General features: G+C 65.2%; 18 protein-coding genes. 11 read left to right on the forward strand and 7 right to left on the reverse strand.

The window, feature by feature from the left end; all coding sequences use genetic code 11:
• Positions 1 to 117: 117 nt before the first annotated feature.
• The gene (locus CH262_RS21260) at positions 118 to 1,926 is read left to right on the forward strand and encodes a dynamin family protein (RefSeq protein ID WP_032386484.1); all 1,809 of its coding nucleotides are present in this window, start codon (positions 118 to 120) and stop codon (positions 1,924 to 1,926) included.
• A complete protein-coding gene (locus CH262_RS21265) occupies positions 1,923 to 3,383 on the forward strand; it encodes a dynamin family protein (protein ID WP_027495651.1) in 1,461 nt (486 codons plus the stop codon). Before CH262_RS21260 ends, CH262_RS21265 begins: the two co-directional genes overlap by 4 nt.
• On the opposite strand, the gene CH262_RS21270 is transcribed toward CH262_RS21265, so the two are convergent.
• Positions 3,372 to 3,935: a hypothetical protein gene (locus tag CH262_RS21270; protein ID WP_094718387.1), complete on the reverse strand. Its 564-nt coding sequence runs from the start codon at positions 3,933 to 3,935 to the stop codon at positions 3,372 to 3,374. The two genes, CH262_RS21265 and CH262_RS21270, sit on opposite strands and share 12 nt — an antisense overlap.
• 40 nt (positions 3,936 to 3,975) lie before the next feature.
• Positions 3,976 to 6,156, reverse strand: coding sequence for a maltose alpha-D-glucosyltransferase (gene treS, locus CH262_RS21275; protein ID WP_027495653.1), 2,181 nt, complete (start codon positions 6,154 to 6,156; stop codon positions 3,976 to 3,978).
• 316 nt (positions 6,157 to 6,472) lie between these two features.
• Between treS and CH262_RS21280 the strand changes: the two genes are divergently transcribed.
• The 6 genes from CH262_RS21280 to CH262_RS21305 all read left to right on the forward strand — a co-directional run bounded on the left by CH262_RS21280 (position 6,473) and on the right by CH262_RS21305 (position 12,431).
• Positions 6,473 to 6,973, forward strand: a complete 501-nt coding sequence (locus CH262_RS21280; protein WP_032366878.1) for a hypothetical protein — start codon at positions 6,473 to 6,475, stop codon at positions 6,971 to 6,973.
• Between the two features lie 336 nt (positions 6,974 to 7,309).
• On the forward strand, positions 7,310 to 9,154 hold the full coding sequence (gene dnaK, locus CH262_RS21285) for a molecular chaperone DnaK (protein ID WP_094718388.1): 1,845 nt from the start codon (positions 7,310 to 7,312) through the stop codon (positions 9,152 to 9,154).
• Positions 9,151 to 9,810 (forward strand): nucleotide exchange factor GrpE, encoded by a 660-nt coding sequence (grpE, locus tag CH262_RS21290; RefSeq protein WP_032371877.1) that lies wholly within the window; start codon positions 9,151 to 9,153, stop codon positions 9,808 to 9,810. The genes dnaK and grpE overlap by 4 nt, the downstream gene beginning before the upstream one ends.
• A gap of 31 nt (positions 9,811 to 9,841) precedes the next feature.
• Positions 9,842 to 11,020 (forward strand): molecular chaperone DnaJ, encoded by a 1,179-nt coding sequence (dnaJ, locus tag CH262_RS21295; RefSeq protein WP_032371878.1) that lies wholly within the window; start codon positions 9,842 to 9,844, stop codon positions 11,018 to 11,020.
• Positions 11,020 to 11,436 (forward strand): heat shock protein transcriptional repressor HspR, encoded by a 417-nt coding sequence (locus CH262_RS21300; RefSeq protein ID WP_094718389.1) that lies wholly within the window; start codon positions 11,020 to 11,022, stop codon positions 11,434 to 11,436. The genes dnaJ and CH262_RS21300 overlap by 1 nt, the downstream gene beginning before the upstream one ends.
• Before the next feature lie 248 nt (positions 11,437 to 11,684).
• Positions 11,685 to 12,431, forward strand: a complete 747-nt coding sequence (locus tag CH262_RS21305) for an FAD-binding oxidoreductase (RefSeq protein WP_032386480.1) — start codon at positions 11,685 to 11,687, stop codon at positions 12,429 to 12,431.
• Positions 12,432 to 12,478: 47 nt separating this feature from the next.
• Here the strand turns inward: CH262_RS21305 and CH262_RS21310 are convergent, their stop codons facing one another.
• Positions 12,479 to 12,880, reverse strand: a complete 402-nt coding sequence (locus CH262_RS21310; protein WP_032386479.1) for a MarR family winged helix-turn-helix transcriptional regulator — start codon at positions 12,878 to 12,880, stop codon at positions 12,479 to 12,481.
• Positions 12,877 to 14,292, reverse strand: coding sequence for an MFS transporter (locus CH262_RS21315; RefSeq protein WP_032386775.1), 1,416 nt, complete (start codon positions 14,290 to 14,292; stop codon positions 12,877 to 12,879). The genes CH262_RS21310 and CH262_RS21315 overlap by 4 nt, the downstream gene beginning before the upstream one ends.
• A 158-nt stretch (positions 14,293 to 14,450) precedes the next feature.
• On the opposite strand from CH262_RS21315, the gene CH262_RS21320 reads away from it, so the two are divergent.
• Complete coding sequence (locus tag CH262_RS21320) at positions 14,451 to 14,681, forward strand: hypothetical protein (RefSeq protein ID WP_027495662.1); 231 nt, start codon at positions 14,451 to 14,453, stop codon at positions 14,679 to 14,681.
• A gap of 1 nt (position 14,682) precedes the next feature.
• On the opposite strand, the gene rsgA is transcribed toward CH262_RS21320, so the two are convergent.
• The 3 genes from rsgA to CH262_RS27810 all read right to left on the reverse strand — a co-directional run bounded on the left by rsgA (position 14,683) and on the right by CH262_RS27810 (position 17,547).
• Entirely contained in the window at positions 14,683 to 15,732 is a 1,050-nt protein-coding gene (gene rsgA, locus CH262_RS21325; RefSeq protein WP_032386478.1) for a ribosome small subunit-dependent GTPase A, read from the reverse strand.
• Positions 15,733 to 15,872: 140 nt separating this feature from the next.
• Positions 15,873 to 17,321, reverse strand: coding sequence for an alpha,alpha-trehalose-phosphate synthase (UDP-forming) (locus CH262_RS21330; RefSeq protein ID WP_027495664.1), 1,449 nt, complete (start codon positions 17,319 to 17,321; stop codon positions 15,873 to 15,875).
• 52 nt (positions 17,322 to 17,373) lie between these two features.
• Positions 17,374 to 17,547 (reverse strand): hypothetical protein, encoded by a 174-nt coding sequence (locus CH262_RS27810; protein ID WP_008710019.1) that lies wholly within the window; start codon positions 17,545 to 17,547, stop codon positions 17,374 to 17,376.
• A gap of 105 nt (positions 17,548 to 17,652) precedes the next feature.
• On the opposite strand from CH262_RS27810, the gene CH262_RS21335 reads away from it, so the two are divergent.
• Together CH262_RS21335 and CH262_RS21340 are read left to right on the forward strand one after the other, a co-directional pair.
• On the forward strand, positions 17,653 to 19,401 hold the full coding sequence (locus CH262_RS21335) for an ABC transporter ATP-binding protein (RefSeq protein WP_179275078.1): 1,749 nt from the start codon (positions 17,653 to 17,655) through the stop codon (positions 19,399 to 19,401).
• Positions 19,398 to 21,146: an ABC transporter ATP-binding protein gene (locus CH262_RS21340; RefSeq protein WP_027495666.1), complete on the forward strand. Its 1,749-nt coding sequence runs from the start codon at positions 19,398 to 19,400 to the stop codon at positions 21,144 to 21,146. The genes CH262_RS21335 and CH262_RS21340 overlap by 4 nt, the downstream gene beginning before the upstream one ends.
• Positions 21,147 to 21,196 lie beyond the last annotated feature (50 nt).

The raw sequence follows: 21,196 nt of genomic DNA on the forward strand, positions 1-21,196 counted from the left end.
TCGGCCCCGAGTGTTCAACGACACTCGGGGCCGAGTCGTCGCTAGAGTTTGGGAATGCGGCCTGCGGGACGAGTTGGGTTCGCGGGAGTCGACGAGATGGGTTGTGGAGACACAGGTATGGACGGGCAATCTACGGAACTGGCCGAGCTGCTCGATCGCACCGCGGAGGTAGCGACATCGGCGAGACGATCCGATCTGGTCGATCGAGTCGAGGCAGCGAAGTCGCGTGTGCTCGACCCTCGCCGTCGCATCATCGTGGTCGGACCCCTCAAACAGGGCAAGAGCCAGTTCGTGAATTCGCTGCTGAATCTGACGGTGTGCTCGGTGGGCGACGACGAGACCACCGCGATTCCGACGGTGGTGTCCAACGCGGACAGCTTCTCCGCGCAGCTGGTGCTGGCGAATCCCGGTGACGAACCGATTCGGGTCGACGTACCGCTCGAAGAGATCACCACGGTCACTCCGGCGAGTCCCCGGGCTCAGGGCCGGGAGGTGCTGCGGCTGGACATCGCGGTACCGAGCCCACTGCTCGCCGACGGCCTGGTGCTGGTCGACACGCCGGGAGTCGGTGGCCACGGAAACCCGCATGCGGCAGGGACATTGGGTCTGATTCCGTCGGCCGATGCCGTGCTCGTCGTGTCCGACGCCTCTCGTGAATTCACCGAGCCGGAATTGGCGTTCCTGCGGCAGGTGCAGGGTCTGTGCCCGGCTGTGGCGGTGCTGATCACCAAGATCGATCTGTATCCCCATTGGCGACAGATCGTCGAGGCCAACCGTGGACATCTGGGCCGTGCCGGCATCACCGTGCAGATGCTGCCGGTGTCGTCGTTGTTGCGTTCGCACGCAGTGCGTTTGAACGACGAGGAACTCAATGCCGAATCCGGCTTCCAGCAGCTGTACGCGTTTCTGCGCGACGACGTGGTGGCACGAGCCGACGTGCTGGCTCGCGCATCGGTATCCCTCGACGTCCGCTCGGTGACCGAGCACCTGACACTGTCGTTCGGCAGTGAGCTTGCGGCGCTGAAGGATCCGGAGCGCGCGGCCGCCGCAGTCGCCGGGCTCCAACGCGCCAAGTCCGCCGCCGAGGAACTGCACAAGAGGTCCTCGCAGTGGCAACAGACGCTCGGTGACGGGATCGCCGATCTCGCGTCGGACATCGATCACGACCTGCGCGACCGACTGCGACGCGTCACCCGGGAGGCCGAGGAAACCGTCGACGAGGGGGATCCGGGGAAGGACTGGCCGCAACTGGGCGAATGGCTCGAAGAGCAGATCGCTGCGTCGGTGGGCGACAATTTCGTGTGGGCGCACGAGCGGGCTCTGTGGTTGTCGGAGTTGGTGGCCGAGCACTTCGCGTCGTCCGGCGCGGCGGCCCTGCCCGATCTCGATCTCGGCGATCTCGACAATGTGCTCGAGCCCGTGACGTCACTGGCCGATCTGGAATCGGGTCGGGTGGGTATCACGCAGAAAGTGCTCGTCGGAATGCGTGGATCCTACGGCGGCGTATTGATGTTCGGTCTGATCACCACGTTCGTCGGTCTGAGTCTGCTCAATCCGATCTCGATCGGAGCGGGCGTACTGCTCGGCACCAAGGCGTACAAGGAAGACAAGGAGAATCGCGTCAAGGCGCGTCGTTCCGAGGCCAAGATGGCGATTCGCCGCTTCACCGACGACGTCAGCTTCCAGGTGGGCAAGGAGTCGAAGGATCGGCTGCGTCAGATTCAGCGGGTGCTGCGAGATCACTTCACCTCGATCGCCGAGCAGACATTGCGTTCGCTCAACGAGTCGTTGCGCTCGGCGCAGGAAGCCGCTGCCGCCGACAACACCGATCGCACCGCCCGGATCGCGCAGCTGGAGAACGACATGCGGCTTGTCTCTGAATTGAATGCTCGCGCAACGCGTCTGGTGAAGGAAGCCGCGGTATGAGCGTGACGGCACTGGCCCGAGCGCGCGATCTGATCTCGGCAGCGCGGTCGACGTACGCCGGCGACGCCGAGGCGTCCTGGATGCTCGACGAATGTCTCTACCGTTTGGACGAGCCGCTCCGGGTCGCGCTCGCGGGATCGCTCAAGGCAGGCAAGTCCACTCTGCTCAATTCGCTTGTCGGGCAGGATATTGCGCCGACCGACGCCACCGAATGCACCAAGGTCGTCACGTGGTATCGCAACGGCGTCTCACCCAGTGTGACGGCCTGGTACGACGGCGATCGGGCGGCGAACGTTCCGGTGCAACGACGCGACGGGCGGCTGACGTTCGATCTCGGTGCGTTGACGGCGGCGCAGGTCGATCGCCTCGACGTCGAATGGCCGGCAAGTACTTTGGCGCAGACGACGATCATCGACACACCCGGCACCTCGTCGCTCTCTCGCGATGTCTCGGCGCGCACGTTGGCGATGTTGACCCCCGAGAATTCGTCGTCGGGGGCCGACGCGGTGGTCTACCTGCTGCGCACCCTCAATGCCACGGACGTCTCGTTTCTCGGGCAGATCGGGGCACACGTCGGCGGTGATTCCGGGCCGCTAGGGGTAATCGGGGTGGTCTCCCGGGCCGACGAGGTCGGCTCGGGCCGCATGGACGCGATGATGTCGGCCAAGGAGGTCGCGGCACGGTTCGCGTCCGAGCTCGAAGCCACCGGGCTGTGCCAGGCCGTCGTCCCGGTGGCAGGGCTGTTGGCGTTGGGAGCAGAGACGTTGCGGCAGAGCGAGTTCGCCGCATTCCAGATGCTCGCGACGGTACCGACCGAGGATCTGCAGCTGGCGATGCTCTCGGCCGATCGGTTCGTGCGGGCGGAGAGCACCCTGCCCGTCGATGCCGCTCTGCGCGCCAGCATCGTCGACCGCTTCGGCCTGTTCGGGATTCGGATGGCCGTGACGCTGATTCGGCTCGGTGTGCGTGATTCGCCGACACTGGCGGCCGACCTGGTCGAGCGCAGTGGACTGTCCGAACTTCGCTCGGTCATCGACGTGCAATTCGGCCAGCGAGCGGATCAGCTGAAGTTGCACTCGGCTCTGGTTGCGCTACAACGAATTCTGGAGTTCCGGCCGGAGTCGCATGCGCTGCGTACCGAAGCCGGCAGGATGCTCGCCGACGTGCACGGGTTTGCCGAACTACGGTTGCTCGGCCGATTGCGTTCGGTCACACCGACATTGCCCGACGGAGGACTGCTCGATCTGCAGCGCATCATCGGCGGCTTCGGTATCGCCGCCACCGAGCGTCTCGATCTGCCGCCCGATGCGGGGCACACTCAGCAGCGCGACACGGCACTGGCTGCGGTGCGTAAGTGGCGATCCCTCTCGGAGCATCCGCTTCTGGACCGGTTCACGTCGAATTCGTGTGCCCTCGCCGCGCGCAGTGCCGAAGGGATTCTCGCCTCACTGACGTGAGGGGCGTCGAGGTAGCAGCGCGACGACCGTGGCGGCTGCGGCAGCGCCTGCCACGACGAACGGACCCCATTGCAGCACGCCGCCGAGCAGGGCCGAGGCGTCGGAGACGAAGGTCGAGAACGTGACGGCCGCCCCGATGGTCAGAATTCCTACCGCGCCCATCAAGACTTTGGACGACGTGGCTGCGCCGCGGAGCAGGTTCAACGAGACGAACCCGAGTAGTACCAGCACGGCGGCGGCAGCACCGCTCGAGATGAGGGTGGCCGACGCCGTGTTCCGGACGTCTGCGGCGCTTGCCGTCGAATCCTGCTGAGCCACGGCGGTTTCGACGCCCGACAGAACGACGTTCCAGTTCAGCGCAATGACGGCGGCCAGCGCCAGGATCAGTGCGGCGGTCGCCGCCCACAGCCCGGTCGCGATCTTCGGCAGACGGGAGTCTGCGGTGGATTCCTGTCGTGGCCGAAGAGGTTCGACGGACAGCTCCGGCCGCGGTGGTTGCGGTCGGGCAGGCCGAGGCCTGTGCGCTGTCGGATCGTTCGGTTCTTCGGCCACGGTGCAGGAGTCTATCCGTCAGCGGTGCTGCGACGCCGTCTCACCGCAGCACCACCGCGACGCCCTCGTACGGACCGAGGTTCATCGGGAAACTGTGCAGTTCGTCGACCGTCGCGATCTCGTTGTCGTCGAACACATCGATGGCGCAGGTGCCGGGCACCAGGTGCTTGGACTGAATGGTTGCGCTGATCTCGTCGGACGAGAAGTTCAGCACCGTGGCCTGGATGGTGCCCTGGCCGAGCTCGTGCACCATCACCAACAGGCTCTTGTGCGAGACCGTCGGAATGTCGATCTGCTGCGCCGTGGCAATTCCGTACTTGTTGCGCAGCTCGATGATTCGAGCCAGCTGCCGAGCGAACGACTGCGGGTCGGCCAACTGTTCCGGTAGCGACCCGTACAGGCTGCGTCCACGGGGGATGCCCGATTCCGAGCGCACGGCGTCGGGGAAATACCCCATCAGGTCGTGTGCGCCGCGGTTGAGCCAGCGAGTGTCGCCCTCCTTGATGAGATCCTCGACCTCGTCGGCGGCGATCGGAAGAATGCCCAGCAAATCCCAGCCGGACAGCGCGAACACGCCGGGCTGCAGTGCGTTGTACATGGCGAGCAGCAGGTGCGCTCGTTTGACGGTCTCGATGTCCTGCTCGTCCATCCGATCGAGATCGCGGATGCCGAGCGACGCGGTGATCACACTGGCTGTGGTGCAAGCGATTCCGTTGGTGGTGAACGTTCGGTTGTACGGTGCCCAGCGGCCGGTGAGGCGATCGGTGAGTTCACCGCGAATGCGATCGCCCAGATCGCAGCCCTTGACCGACTCGCCGCCGTAGGCGAACTCGTCTTCTGCGTGCAGTGTCGCGAAGTGGATGAGCTCGAACGTCATCTCGTCGTGGTTCTGCAGCGCGTGCACCAGCGACGCGGTGTCCACACCGTGGTCGCGAGCCAAAGTCATGGTGAGCCTGAGGAATTCGGTGTTCCCCATGACCAACGCATGCTGGTAGGCCGGGCGGTTGATGAAGTCGTACGACAGATCGGCACCGTTGGTGCCCATCGCCTTGATGTCGTCGATCGTCAGGTTCAATTCCTGGAAGGTGAACCCGCCCATCTTGCGCACCACACTGGCGATCAGATGATTCGCGGCCTCCGAGAGTGGGTGTCCCTCGGACCAACCCGGACCCTCTGCACGACGTTCGACGCCGAGGAAACCGTTGGCGTCCAAGCGCAACGCGCCGGCACCGAGATCGGCGATGGAATGGCAGGCGTCGCCGATGACGAGACGCATTCCTGCGAACGATGGATCGAGCCAGTTGATGGACGGCTGACCGGCCTTGAAGTAGTGCAGGTACACCCAACGCCGCTCGACGCCGTCGATGCCGACGACGGGAGGCGTTGCGCTCCAGTTGGTTTCCTTGACGCCGAGCTCGTAGAAGATCACTCGCTGCAGCTGACCGATGATGTAGCCGGCGCGAGCGAGATTGGCCTCGGCCTCGGCGTCGATGTTCTGCGAGTCGGCACCGGCGCGCACGCGGGGGAGCAGGTGCCAGTCCTGCGGCTCGATCTCCACCATGTGGTAGATGCCGGGGTAATCGGCGACGGCCATCTCGGCCAGCCGGAAGTCCGCACCCTTACCGGTGTGGCCGGGAACGATGTCGTCGATGACGATGCCGTCGTACGCGGAAGCCACGACGCACAGGCGTCGGAACTCTTCTTCCGAGCCGAAGGCGGGGTCGATCTGCATACCGATGCGGTCGAAGTGGCCGTCGACGGACGGGGTGGGACGCCACCCGTGGATGCCGCCCGCCACCTTCACCGGTCCGGTGTGCACGGCGGTGACCCCGATTTCGGAGAACGCCTGCCACAACTTCTCGTCACCGAGGGTGCTCAGGAAGCTGGTCTGCGGAGCGTTGATCACCGAGATGGGGTAGGCGGTGAACCACACGGGTGCTCGCTCGACGGCAGCACGCGGGTCGGGATCGGCATACGGGTTCTGCCACATGCTGCCCTTGCCCGACAGCTGTTCGGCAATGAGCTTGGCATCTCGCAGCATCGACTGTTCGGTGAGCCAGTCCACGTACTCGGGATTGGACGCGACCGGCTCGCTGTCCGGTGTGGGACCACTACTTCGGTTCGCACGGCGCACGGACGGACGAAGCGGTTTCGGCCGAGCCGGGTAGAACTTCTCGTCGTAGGTGATCTCGCTCGGTTCGTGCTGCACTTCGGGATCCATGTGCCTCCGTAGCCTCGCTTTTCCTCAACCCTACGTAGGGCGCGGCCGATCCGCAGGGTTGTGGTTCCCCTCTTCTTCGACCAGCGAAACCTAGCGTGTGGGCGCGCCGGGCCCGGCCCGTCGATCGGTGAGCGTCGGCCGAATCACACGAATGTCATTCGGCCCGACCGGTTTTGTTCGATATGCGAACGTCATCGAATCGAGACCGCCTGGTGTGGAATGTCTGAATCGGATAGGCCATAGTGAGGAAGTACCAACTGTCCCTTCAGTCACATCAGACTCACGGGTCACATCCCCTCAGCCACAGGAGTTGTCCATGCGACGTCTTGCCCGCACATCGATCCTGGCCTCGACGGCCGCCCTGGCCGCCGGCATCGGTGCGGTCGTCCTCGTACCCATGGCCTCGGCCGAGCCCGAGACCGAGCCAGCGATGCCACTCGGCTCCGCAGTTCTCGAAAGCCCCGACCTGGTGGTCTCGATGGCCACTGTCTGCGACACCGCAGTCGAGAAGGCCCCCGAGGGCGGCGTCGTCGCACTGCAGGTCAAGGTCGAGAACAAGGGTGCCGACGACGCGTCGAACGTCAACGTCAACTACGGCGCACTGCCGGGTCTGCAGGGTCAGAACACCGAGAAGACCATCAAGGCGGGCGAGGCAATGACCTACACCGTGCCGTCGGCCGATCGCGAATGGGTCGCTCGCCCTGCCGGCGCAGCTGCCTTCGCCAGCGCACTCGATGCCGACTTCATGAACAACATCACCGGCGGACTGCTCAGCTACAGCTGCATCCCCGCACCCGCCACCGAGCCTGCCGAGTAATTTTCGTTCTGCACTTCTCTCCCGCTGCGCCGCGACGATCCCCGCTGATCGTCGCGGCGTACTGCTGTGGAGGGGCTTCGCCCCATGTGCGTGGAACTTCGTAGCAGGGGTCGAGTTTCCACTCACCTGGGTCGTTCCGCAGGCTCCACTCCTACTCACATGCGGCGTAGCCGCTCCCTCGGGAACAAATTCGTCACACCCTCCGTTGTGCAGGTCAGCAGCCTTGAGTGGATGAGGCTCAAGTTGGAAGTTGACGCGATAGATCGCGTTGTGCAAACTTGAGCGGAGTTCGCTCACCCAGGGACTGGAACCCACGCAACAACAGGAGGAAACATTATGGCTCGTGCGGTCGGTATCGACCTCGGGACCACCAACTCGGTCGTGTCCGTCCTCGAGGGCGGCGAACCGGTTGTCGTCGCCAACTCCGAGGGATCACGCACCACCCCGTCGATCGTCGCTTTCGCCAAGAACGGTGAAGTGCTGGTCGGCCAGCCCGCGAAGAACCAGGCGGTCACCAACGTCGACCGCACGATTCGTTCCGTGAAGCGCCACGTCGGCACGGACTGGACCGTGGAGATCGACGGTAAGAAGTACACCCCTCAGGAAATCTCCGCGCGCACGCTGCAGAAGCTCAAGCGCGACGCCGAGGCCTACCTGGGTGAGGAAATCGCCGACGCGGTCATCACCGTTCCCGCGTACTTCGAGGACGCACAGCGTCAGGCCACGAAGGAAGCCGGCCAGATCGCCGGCCTCAACGTCCTGCGCATCGTCAACGAGCCCACCGCGGCAGCTCTCGCATACGGCCTGGACAAGGGCGACAGCGAGCAGACCATTCTCGTGTTCGACCTCGGTGGCGGCACGTTCGACGTCTCGCTGCTCGAAATCGGCGACGGCGTCGTCGAGGTCCGCGCGACGTCCGGCGACAACCACCTCGGTGGCGACGACTGGGACGAGCGCATCGTGACCTGGCTCGTCGACAAGTTCAAGGCTCAGAACGGCATCGATCTGACCAAGGACAAGATGGCCCTGCAGCGTCTGCGTGAGGCTGCCGAGAAGGCGAAGATCGAACTGTCCTCCGGGCAGAGCACCTCGATCAACCTTCCGTACATCACGGTCGACGCGGACAAGAACCCGCTCTTCCTCGACGAGCAGCTCAGCCGCTCGGAGTTCCAGAAGATCACCTCCGACCTGCTCGACCGCACCCGTGCGCCGTTCCAGGCAGTGGTCAAGGACTCCGGCATCGCCGTCAAGGACATCGACCACGTCGTGCTCGTCGGTGGTTCGACGCGTATGCCCGCAGTCTCCGAGCTGGTCAAGGAACTCTCGGGTGGACGCGAGCCCAACAAGGGCGTCAACCCGGACGAGGTCGTGGCCGTCGGTGCTGCACTGCAGGCCGGTGTGCTCAAGGGTGAGGTCAAGGACGTTCTGCTCCTCGACGTCACGCCGCTGTCCCTCGGCATCGAAACCAAGGGTGGCGTCATGACCAAGCTCATCGAGCGCAACACCACCATCCCGACGAAGCGATCCGAGACCTTCACCACCGCTGACGACAATCAGCCCTCGGTGCAGATCCAGGTCTTCCAGGGTGAGCGCGAGATCGCATCGCACAACAAGCTCCTCGGCTCGTTCGAGTTGACGGATCTGCCCCCGGCTCCGCGCGGCGTCCCCCAGATCGAGGTCACCTTCGACATCGACGCCAACGGCATCGTGCACGTCACGGCCAAGGACAAGGGCACCGGCAAGGAGAACACGATCAAGATCCAGGACGGCTCCGGTCTGTCCAAGGAAGAGATCGACCGCATGGTCGCCGACGCCGAAGCTCACGCAGACGAGGACAAGGCTCGTCGCGAAGAGGCCGAGGTCCGCAACCAGGCCGAGTCCCTCGTTCACCAGACGGAGAAGTTCGTCAAGGACAACGAGGACAAGGTCGACGCCGAGCTCAAGGGCCGCGTCGAAACCGCCATCGCCGACGCCAAGACGGCACTCGCGGGCAGCGACATCTCGGCAGTGAAGACCGCCGTGGAGAAGCTGTCGAGCGAGTCGCAGGCTCTCGGCACCGCCATCTACGAGGCTCAGGCCAAGGAGCAGGGCGGCGCAGAGGGTGGCGCGCAGGCCGCTGACGACGGTGTAGTCGACGCAGAGGTTGTCGACGAGCCCGCCGACGACACGGACAAGAAGTGACGTCGGGTAACTCCGAGCAAGAACCGGTCACTTTCGTGGACAAGCGGAAGATCGATCCCGAGACCGGTGAAGTACGGGAAGGTGACGCAGTTCCGGAGCCCCTCGCGGGCACCGGTACTGCGCCCCAGCCCGGCTCGGTGGACGAAGGGACAGGCGAGATCGTGGTCGAGGCGGAGGACACAGAAGATCCGCGCGACACTCAGGTCGCAGAACTCACTGCCGATCTGCAGCGCGTGTCGGCCGAGTACGCCAACTACCGTCGCCGCACGGATCGGGAGAAGCAGACGGGAGCGGAGAACGCGAAAGCGTCCGTCGTGTCCCAGCTGCTCCCCGTCCTCGACGATCTGGAGCGAGCTCGCCAGCACGGCGATCTCGAAACCGGACCGCTCAAGGCCGTGGCGGACAAGTTGGCGGGGGTGTTCTCGAACATCGGCCTGAGCACCTTCGGGGCCGAGGGCGACGCCTTCGACCCGGCCATCCACGAGGCCGTCTCCCATGAGGGCGACGGCAGCAATCCGGTCGTCGGCACGCTGATGCGTCCGGGCTACAAGCTCGGCGAGCGCGTGCTGCGTACCGCGATGGTCGGCGTGGTCGACAGTGCTTCCGAGGGCACGGCAGCAGAAGAATCGGACGCACCCGCGTCCGACGAGCAGTAAAAAGAAATAGCGCGAGAGGAGGAAACGCCCGGTGAGCCAGCGGGAGTGGATCGAGAAGGACTTCTACAAGGAGCTGGGCGTTTCCTCCAGCGCTACTGCAGAAGAGATCAAGAAGGCGTACCGAAAGTTGGCGCGGGACAACCATCCCGACGCCAATCCCGGCAACGCCGCGGCCGAGAACAAGTTCAAGGCGGTCAGCGAGGCGCATGCCGTTCTCGCCGACCCGGCCAAACGCAAGGAATACGACGAGGCCAGGCGGCTGTTCGCGTCCGGTGGCTTCGGTAGTCGCGGCGGAGGCGGATTCTCGCCCGGCGCAGGCGGATTCGGCGGCGGCGGCGGCCAGACCTTCGACGTGGGCGACATCTTCGGTCAAGGCGGTGGCGGCGACGGCGGCATCGGCGATCTGTTCGGTGGCCTGTTCAATCGCGGCGCAGCCCAGCGCCCGCAGAGCAACCGTCCCCGACGCGGCAGCGATGTGGAAACCGAGACGTCGCTGCAATTCCGTGAAGCAGCGCAGGGTGTGACGGTCCCGTTGCGGTTGACCAGTCCGTCCTCGTGCACCACGTGTCACGGCAGCGGTGCGAAGCCCGGAACGAGCCCGCGGGTCTGCCCCAAGTGCAACGGCCAAGGTGTCGTCAACCGAAACCAAGGCGCGTTCGGGTTCAGTGAGCCCTGTGACGACTGCCGCGGCACCGGATCCATCATCGACGACCCGTGTGTCGACTGCCGCGGCACCGGTGTGCAGAACCGCACCCGCACCATCACCGTGCGAGTACCCGCAGGCATCAGCGACGGCCAGAAAGTACGACTCGCAGGCCAAGGCGAGGCCGGGCTTCGCGGAGCACCGTCCGGCGACCTGTTCGTCACCGTTCGAGTCAAGCCCGACAAGGTCTTCGGCCGCACCGGCGACGACCTCACGGTGACCGTGCCGGTCAGCTACGGCGAATTGGTCCTCGGCACCACGCTGTCGGTGCCCACCCTCGAAGGACGCGTGGGCGTCAAGGTGCCACCGGGCACCGTCGACGGCCGAGTGCTACGGGTGCGTGGACGCGGCATCCCGAAGAAGTCCGGCGCAGGCGACCTGATGGTGACCGTCAAAGTTGCCGTCCCGCAGAAACTCGACGATGCTGCTACCGACGCTCTGAAGACCTATCTGGAAGCCGAGAAGGCCAGCGGATTCGACCCGCGGGCCGGGTGGGCAGGTGTGTGATGTCGGTCCCTCCCGAGGGCGGTTCCGCGAAAGCCGGTGGAGCACAAGGTGATCCCGACGCGCAGGTCTTCGTGATCTCCGTCGCGGCTCAGCTGGCCGGTATGCATGCGCAGACGCTGCGCACCTACGACCGACTGGGCCTGGTCATCCCGCACCGCACCACCGGCGGGGGTCGACGCTACACACCGCGCGACGTCGCACTGCTCCGTGAGGTGCAGCGACTCTCGCAGGACGAGGGCGTCAACCTCGCCGGGATCAAGCGCATCATCGAGCTCACCAACCAGGTCGAGGCCCTGCAGGCCCGGGTCTCGGAACTGGCGCAGGAGGTCGCGAACGTGCACGCGAGCTATCGCCGCGACCTGGTGCCGATCCAACGCAACGCCCTGGTGGTCTGGAAGCCGAAGCACCAGCGCTGAGTTCGTCGCCTTCCCCGCAAACGCGCGCGCATTTGTCAGGTGCGCGCAGATTCGCCAGTGATTCGGTCACTATTCCGCGCGCCTTCCCCGCAAACGCGCGCGCATTTGTCAGGTGCGCGCAGACTTGCCAGTGATTCGGTCACTATTCCGCGCGCGTTCAGCAAACGCGCGCGCGTTTGCGGCACCGGCAGTGGCGAACCCCGCGCGCGTTTGCGAGACACCCGGCTTCGGGCCCTATCCTGGTGCGCATGCAGGCGTGGAATTCGACAGTCGTTCAGTACCATCGCCTTCTGAACGACCTCGCGGTGATCAGGCTCGAGGGCGACGCGATCCCGTTCAGGGCCGGGCAGTCGGTGTCCGTGATAGTTCCTCAGAACACTGCTCTGACGCGGCGATATTCGCCCGCCCTGCCGCCGTCGCTGGACGGCAAGCTCGAATTCCATGTGCGCGCGGTACCCGCGGGGTGGGTGAGTGGGTCGATCGTCAACGAGACCCGGCCCGGTCATGTCTGGCAGATCAGCGATCCGCAGGGCGGTCTGCACGTCGACGACTCGGGCCGCGACGTCGTCATGATCGCGGGCGGTACCGGTCTCGCTCCGTTGCGCGCAATTCTGCTCGACCTCACGCGCTGGGAGCGGCCGCCGAATGTGACGCTGTTCTTCGGCGGCAAGTCGCCGCGCGATCTCTATGCAAGCGACATGCTGTGGTTGATGGCGGCCGAGTTGCCGTGGCTGACCGTCGTTCCCGTCGTCGATCAGCTGCACGAGCCGTGGGCCTCGGACCGCTGGAATGATCGCATTCACGAGGAAATAGGTTCCACCACATCGTTTTTCGAGCCCGAGCACTGCTGGGAGGGTGCCATCGCCGACGTCGTTGCCGTGCAGGGGCCGTTCCCCGACCGTCAGATCCTGGTGTGTGGTTCACCCGGCATGGAGGCCGCCACCATGCGCGCCCTCGTCGAGATCGGAACCCCGCTCGCAGACATTCGCCGCTGAAGCCGAAGCCGAAGCAGAAGCCGAAGCAGAACCGCCGCCCCACCACATCAGGGCAGTCGCAGTATTCGACGCAGATGCGCCAGGTCCTCCGGCGGTAGTGCCGTGAATTCCGGCGGCGGGGCGTCGGCGATCGTGCGGGCTTTCTCGGCGAGGCGGCGTCCGGTGTCGGTGAGTCCGATGATGCGTCGTCGACGATCGTGGGGGTCCTCGGTGCGCACCACCAGGTCTCGCTGTTCGAGTTCGCGCACGTTCAGAGACACGTAGGGCACGTCGGAGGCGAGCAGATCGGCGAGTTCGGTGACCGTCCGATCGCCGGCCAACAGCTTGATCAGCAGTTTCGCCCGCAAGAAGCTCATTCCAGTGGCCTCGGCAACGGCCCGTCGAGTGTCGTGTACCTCGAGCATCAGTGCTCGCATCTCGCGCCAGATCTGCGCTGCTTCGCTCGTCATACGAGCACCGGCTGGTCGATACGTTCGGCGGTCGATCGTGCCCATCGGCCGGTGGTGACCAGCGCGAGCACGGTGACGACCACGCCGGCACCGGCGATGACGAACCAGGCGGGCACGGCGGCGGCGGTGAAGCCGTCGGAGATTTCTCCGACGATGCTCGCGGTGACGATCGATCCCATGACGGCCACACCGAGCGACTGACCCACCTGCCTGCTGGTCGACGCGATGGCCGAGGCCACGCCGGCTTGGCTCCGCGGCATCCCGGACACGGCGGTGTTGGTGATCGGGGCGTTGACCATGCCGAAGGAGATTCCGAAGATCACGTATGCCGTCGCCAACCAGGTGAAGGATGTCGTCGGCGTCGTTCTGGTGAGCATCAGCGCCGAGATCACGAAGCCGAGGCCGGCCACGAGCAGGGGGATGCGAGCCCCGAGGCTGCCGACGATGCGTCCCGATATCGGTGCGAAAATCAGCGTCATCAGTGCCATCGGCAGAGTGTAGAGACCGGCGTGCAGCGGTGAATAGCCGCGAACGTCCTGCAGGTACAGCGTGTTGAGGAACAGGAACCCGCCGAGGGACGCGAACGCACACACGGCGATCACCGTAGCGCCACTGAACGGTGCGCTGCGGAAGAACTTCAGCTGGATCAGCGGTTCATCGATTCGCGATTCGACCACCAGCAGCCCGACGAGAGAGCCGATCGCGACGGCACCCGTGAACACGATCAGCGGTGATCCCCAACCCTTCGCGGGACCTTCGATGATGGTGAAGACCAGGGACGCGAGGAACGCGAAGATGAGGAACTGACCTACCGGATCGAACTTCCGCGCGTGCTCGGCCTTGGATTCCGGGACGAACTTCAGTGTCATCGCCAAAGCAAAGATCCCGACGGGGACGTTGATCCAGAAGATGGACTGCCAGCCGGCGCTGGTGACGAGCACGCCGCCGAGTGCCGGTCCCGCGGACATCGAGATTCCGACGACGGCACCCCACATGCCGATCGCGCCGGCGCGCTCTTTGGGGTCGGTGAAGGTGTTGGTGATGATCGACATCGCGACGGGATTCATCATCGAGCCGCCGACGGCCTGCAGCATCCGGAAGGCGATGAGCCAGCCCAGCGACGGTGCGACGCTGCACAGCAGCGAGCCGAGCACGAACGTTCCGGTGCCGATCAGGAAGAAGCGTTTGCGGCCGTACTTGTCGGCCATCGACCCACCGAGCATCAGCAGAGATGCCACGACCAGCGTGTATGCATCGATGATCCATTGCAGACCCGATACCGATGCATTCAGATCTGCGCGCATCGACGGCAGCGCTACGTTGACGATCGTGTTGTCGGTGCTGACGAGAAACAGGCTGAGGCAGCAGATCCCGAGCACGAGATATCGGTGTCGTCGAGTCAGCTCGGCCACGTGCACCTCCGCATATTTGCTTGTACATCTACAACTATTACATGAGTACTCCTAACTTGTTCGACGAGCAAGTGGCGTCGGGCTGGTCGGCGCCCGATAGGGTGTGTGTCACAGACTTGCTCGACCCCCGATACCTGCTCGGTGAATGGAGAACAACAGTGGCTTCCGAGATCGCACCAGGCGACCTGGTTCAGGCGTCCGGGCATGCAGGCCCGTGGAAGGTGCTCGAGATTCGTCAAGGGTTGGCGTTGCTCGAGCATCACGACGGGCATCGGCTGTCGGTCCGTACGACGACGGTCGAGGTGGTGCGCAAGGCGTCGCCGCGCGAGGGCTCGGCTCCGCTGGAAGAGGCCGAGTCCGAGAGCCCCTCGCTGTTCGACGAGAGCTGACCTAGCGCCGCCCACCGTCGGCTGCGTACTTCTGGCGTAGCGACTTGGTCATCTGCTTGTATTCCCTCAACTTCTCGCTGCGCGCCCGCGCGTCGTGGCGTGACGTTGTCCAGGCGTTCTCCCGCAACAGCTTTCGGTAGTTACCCAGCCGGCGTTCGGAGAGTTCGCCTGTCTCGACGGCGGCAAGAACGGCGCAACCGGGCTCGTGTGCGTGCGCGCAGTCGCCGAAACGGCACAGTGCGGCCAGCTCGTCGATATCCGAAAAGGCGCTCGCCACTGCGTCTTCCGATCCTTGTACACCCACCGATCTCAATCCGGGAGTATCGAGCAGGGTCAGTCCCAGTCGTGGTACCGGAATCAATTCCCGACGCACCGTCGTGTGTCTGCCCTTGGCGTCCGCCTCGCGAGTGGTGCCGGTGGCGAACGCGGTGCTCCCGATCAGAGCGTTGCCGAGAGTCGATTTACCCGATCCCGACGGCCCGATGAGCGCGACCGTGCCGTGCAGATGTGCTGTCAGCGAGTCGATTCCGTCGGCCGACACCGCGCTGGTGCTGCAGACGGTCACACCCGGCGCGGCGGCCAGGACGGACTCTTCGGTGACGCGTCCGCTGTCGGTCTTGGTGATCGCGACGACGGGCACACCGCCGCTGCCCCACGCCAACGTGAGGTAGCGCTCGACGCGACCGAGATCGAGGGCAGTGTCCGACGCGACGGTGACCACGACAGTATCGACGTTGGCACCGAGAACCTGTGCGGCCGAGGTCGATCCGGCGCTGGCGCGAACTATGGCCGTCCGGCGGGGCAAGATGTCGATCAGCCGGAACGATTCCGCGTCCAGTGCCACCCAATCCCCGGTGCAGATGCCGCCAGGAGTGGAGCCTGCGGAACGACCGCTGACACTGCCGGTGCCGCGCGCGATTCCGTGCTCGGTGATGGCGTCGAATTCGCCGCGGTCGACGCGAACCACGCGGGCGAGAACTGCGCTGTGAGAATGCTGTTCGAACTCGTCACGCCAGTGTTGGTCGAGTCCGTATTCGAGTAGAGAAGACATGCGAGAAGTCCTTCGTGGAGGAGGTGTGAGGGCTCGGGTGTGTTCTCGTCCAGGTGGCCACGATGCCCACCTCCTCACTTCTCGCATGCACAAAACCGTCGACGGCAAACTAGCAGCCGTCGACGGTGGGGTAAAGCGATTTATCTGACGAGGTTGGTGCCCTCGGCCGGTTGTGCCAGAGCGGACAGGAACGATCGAGCCCAACGGTCGACGTCATGGGCGAGAACCTGCCGACGCATGGCTCGCATGTGACGCTTACCTGCCTCGGGTTCCTGTTCGAGCGCTCCGGTGATGGCGTCCTTCACGCTGTCCAGATCATGGGGGTTGCACAGGTACGCCTGGCGCAATTCTGCTGCAGCACCGGTGAATTCGCTGAGAACCAGCGCGCCACCGAGGTCGCTGCGGCAGGCCACGTACTCCTTGGCGACGAGGTTCATGCCGTCGCGTAGGGGAGTGACCAGCATGACGTCGGCAGCCACGAAGTAGGCGAGCAGGTCCTCACGGGGAATGGGACGGTGCAGGTAGTGGACCACCGGGTGGCCCACCTGGCCGTACTCGCCGTTGATGCGTCCCACCTGCTGTTCGATCTCACCGCGCATGGCGACATAGCTCTCGACGCGTTCACGGCTGGGCGTCGCCAATTGCACGATGACGTTCTCGGCCGGATCGACTCGGCCTTCTTCGAGCAACTCTCGAAATGCGTTGAGCCGAACGTCGATTCCCTTGGTGTAATCCAGTCGGTCGACGCCGAGCATGATCCGTTTCGGATTGCCCAGGTCTTTGCGCAGTTGCTTGGCGCGGTCCCGGACGGCCTTCGTACGCGACTTGGTGTCGAGGTCACCGGAGTCGATGGAGATCGGGAACGCTCCGACGCGTACGGTCCGGAACCCCACCTGCACGACGCCGAGCTTGGACCGCACACCGACGGTTCCGCGTGAGGTGGTTCCCCCGGCGAGGCGTCGGGCGAGGTAGAGGAAGTTCTGCGCGCCGCCGGACAGATGGAAACCGATCAGGTCGGCTCCGAGAAGTCCTTCGACGATCTCGGTGCGCCACGGCATCTGCATGAACAGCTCGATCGGCGGGAACGGGATGTGCAGAAAGAAGCCGATGGTCAGATCGGGCCGCAGCATCCTCAGCATCTTCGGGACGAGCTGGAGCTGATAGTCCTGAATCCACACCGTCGCACCCTGCGCGGCTGCCTCGGACGTCTTCTCCGCGAAGCGGCGGTTGACTTCGACGTAGGCGTTCCACCAGTCGCGGTCGTACTCGGGCTTGACGATGACGTCGTGGTAGAGCGGCCACAGCGTGGCGTTGGAGAAGCCCTCGTAGTACTGGGTGTATTCCTTCTCGCTGATCGGCACCGGACGCAGGTGCAGGTCGTCCTCGACGAACGGCTCCACGTCGACGTCGGATACGCCGACCCATCCCACCCAGGCACCCTTGTTGGCGCGCAGGATGGGCTCGAGCGCGGTGACCAGCCCGCCGGGGCTGCGCTTCCATCGCGTGCTTCCGTCGGGAAGTGTCTCGAGATCGACCGGCAACCTGTTGGCTACGACGACGAAATCCGAACCCTGCGAGGCGTCAGCCACAACTGTCCAATCCGCTTGTTGATCCCTGGGTAATCAGCCCTGCGAAAACCTGTCAGTCGGTCTTCGCTACGGGGTCTATACCCAGCATCGACAACAACATGCGGCACTCGTCTGCATCGGTCGCATAGGCGGCGACGACGCGCTGGGCCTGACTGGCGGTCTCGTACTCGAGTGGGACGATGTCTTCGTCGGCGATGTCGTTGTCGGTCGATGTCTTGGCAGGCATGGTGATCTCCGTACTCTCTGCTGGACTTACTCGGTGTTCGCTGGTGCCAACTCTATGTAAATGTGACACCCCATCGCCACTTCCCGATGCCATAGGCTGCAGCGAATGACCGATTCTGTCTCGCTTCACCATGCTCGAAACGTGGTGGAGGCACCTTTCCCGGCCACCGGTGGCGCGATTCTGCGCCGCACCGTACGACGTCGTCGCACCCGCTTGATCGTCTCGTCCCTGCTCTTCGGGGTGCATCAACTGTGCGAAACGATGGTTCCGGTCGCGATCGGTCTGATCGTGTCGCGGGCGATCGACACCGGCGACGTGACGGCGATGATTATCTCGTTGGTCGGTCTCGCGGCTCTGTTCGTCACACTGTCCTACGCCTGGCGCATCGGTGCCCGCATCATCGTCGTCGCCATCGAGCGTGAGGCCCACGATGTGCGGGTGGAGGTAGCCGGCCGCGTTCTCGACCCACGCGGACTGCGCACCGATCTGTCGGCCGGGGAATTGCTGACGGTCTCGACGTCCGATGCCGAGAAGGAATCGTGGATTCTCGATCTGATCGCCCGAGTCTTCGCGTCGGCAGTGGCCGTGGTGGCGTCGGCGGTGGCACTGCTGATCATCGACATTCCCCTCGGCCTGGCCGTCGTGATCGGTACTCCGGTGATTCTGATCGCGCTCCAGCGTCTCGCCCCGTTGCTCACCCGCGCGGCCACCGCACAGCAGGCCGAGATCGCCGGGGTATCGGGAATGGCCACCGATCTGGTCAGTGGAGTGCGTCCGCTGCGCGGAATCGGAGCAGAGGACGCCGCGACCCAGCGGTTCGTGACGTCGAGCCGAACGGCACTGGCGGCCACGCTGAGGTTGGCCCGCGCCAACAACGTCTATCAGGGCCTGGCGGCGGCGGTCAACGCGTTGCTCGCCGTCGGAATCGCCGGTACCGCAGGCTGGTTCGCGTTGCAGGGTCGCATCTCGGTCGGCGAGTTGATCACCGTCATCGGGCTCTCGCAATTCGTCATCGAACCGCTGACCGGGTTGTCCAAGGTCCCTGGCGTGGTGGCGATGGTGCGTGGCTCTGCCGACCGGCTCGCACTCGTACTCGGTGCCGACCACGTTCTGCCGCAATCGGATTCCGCTGTGCCCTCGGGTACCGATCTCACCGTCGACGAGGTCGGGTTCCGTTCGCTCGACGGCCTCACCTTCTCTGCTGCACCCGGCGAGATGCTCGGGATCGTCGCCTACCGGCCGCAGGACGGGGAGGCACTCGCCCAGGTGCTCTCCGGTCAGATCTCCGAGTCCGACTACACCGGAACGGTACGGATCGGCGGCATCGCAACAGGGGACATCGATCTCCGACGCGCCCGCGAGACCGTGCTCGTCGAGCCGCACATCACCGACCTGTTCGCCGGTACCGTCCGCAGCAACGTCACCGCAGGTCGCGCGCAGCCCGACGCCGAACTCGACCGCGTGCTCGAGGCCTCCGCGGCCACCGACGTCGTCGAACTGCACGAAGCCGGACTCGACCACGCCGTCACCGACCGCGGTGCCAGCCTCTCCGGCGGCCAACGTCAACGGGTCGCGTTGGCGCGGGCCCTGTCGGTCGACGCCCCGGTGCTGGTGCTGCACGACCCCACCACCGCGGTCGACGCCGTCACCGAGCACACGATCGCGCGCGGCATCGCCGAGCTTCGACACACCGGCAGCGCCGCGCAGACCACGATCCTGATCACCACCAGCCCTGCGCTGCTGTCGGTGACGCATCGCGTGCTCGTCGTCGACGACGGCCGCGTCGTCGCCGAAGGAACCCACCACGATCTCGCGTCCTCGGACGCGCAGTACAAGGAGACGGTGCTGCGATGACCGCCCCCGAACTTCTTCCCATCGCCACCGGTGCCCGGTCGGGCCGCTGGCTGTTGGAACAGCTGAAACTACGACGGGCACGAACGGCAGTGACGCTGCTGCTCGGCGCAATTGCCGCGGCGATGTCGCTGGTGCCCGTCTACGTGCTCGGTGTCTTGGTCGACCGCGTCCGCGACGGGGCCGACTCGTCGACCATCGTGGGGGTCGTCGTCGTGATCGCGGTGGCAGCGGTCATCGGCGGTGTCGTCACCGGTTTCAGCGGCTACCTGATCAGTACCCTCGGCGAGGGCATCCTGGCGTCGCTGCGTGAGGCCGTCGTGCGACGCGCTCTCCGCCTGCCGGTGGCCACGCTGGAGCGAGTGGGCAAGGGCGACTTGCTCTCCCGCGTCGGCGACGACGTCGCAGTGATGGCAAAGTCGATCGGCGAAGTGATTCCACAGCTCGTCGGAGCTTTCCTGCTCGTGTGCCTGAGCATGATCACGATGCTCGGAATCGACTGGCGTCTGGGGCTTGCCGGTCTGGTGGCATTGCCGATGTACGTGCTCGCGCTGCGCTGGTATCTGCCCCGATCGGCTCCGCTGTACGCGGCCGAACGAGTCGCTATGGGCGAGCGAGCCCAGTCCTTCGTCAGCAGCATGCAGGGCGCAAAGACTGTGCGCGCCTACGGACTCGAAGCCGAGCACCTCGGTGAGGTGGATCGAGCGTCGGCGAAAGCCCGCGACATCGGCGTCGACGTCTTCCGCCTGTTCACACGTTTCGGCTCACGCAGCAACCGCGCCGAATGTGTCGGCCTGTCGGTGATCCTGCTGGCCGGATTCCTGCTCGTCCGAGGCGATTACGTGACCGTCGGCGAGACCACGGCCGCGGCGCTGCTGTTCCATCGCCTGTTCAATCCGATCGGCACCCTGCTCTTCACGTTCGACGACATCCAGTCTGCCGGAGCTTCTCTGGCCCGACTGGTCGGTGTCGTCGACATTGCCGACGAGCGGCCGGTGGGCGACGGTTCCGTGCCTGCCGACGCCACCCTCGATGTCGTCGACCTGCGTCACTCGTACGACGGGGGTCACGAAGTACTGCACGGGGTCGACCTGCGTGTCGACGCAGGTGAGACGGTCGCGCTCGTGGGATCCACCGGTGCCGGGAAGTCGACGATCGCGGCCATTGCGGCCGGGTCCATGGCGTCGACGTCGGGCACGGTTCGTGTCGGCGGCGCGTCCCTGGACTCGTTGGGCCACCAGGGTTTACGCCGGCATGTCGCGATCGTCAGCCAGGAAGTGCACGTCTTCGCCGGCCCACTGATCGACGACGTGTTGCTCGCGGCACCGGACGCCGGCCGCGACGACGTGGAAGCCGCACTGCGGACCGTCGGTGCCTGGGGATGGGTCGAGGCGCTCGAGAACGGCCTCGACACCGCCGTCGGCGAGGGCGGTCACCAGTTGACCGCGGCGCAATCGCAGCAATTGGCTCTGGCGCGGCTGGTTCTCGCCGATCCGGCTGTCGCGGTGTTGGACGAGGCCACCGCCGAGGCCGGCAGCTCCGGTGCCCGTGAGCTCGAACTGGCTGCGGAGGCGGCGACGAGAGGCCGCAGCACATTGGTCGTGGCGCATCGCCTCACCCAGGCCGCTGCAGCGGACCGCGTCGTTGTGCTCGAGCACGGGAAAATCGTGGAGCAAGGTCCGCACGACGAGTTGGTCGCTGCCGGTGGGCGTTACGCAGAGCTGTGGGAGGCGTGGCAGGGTCGCTGATTGCTATAGCAATTTGCCTATAGCTATTAGTTTTGGCTACGGTGTCCTCG

The organism is Rhodococcus sp. 05-2255-1e, assembly GCF_002259025.1.
GTDB classification, from domain to species: domain Bacteria; phylum Actinomycetota; class Actinomycetes; order Mycobacteriales; family Mycobacteriaceae; genus Rhodococcoides; species Rhodococcoides fascians.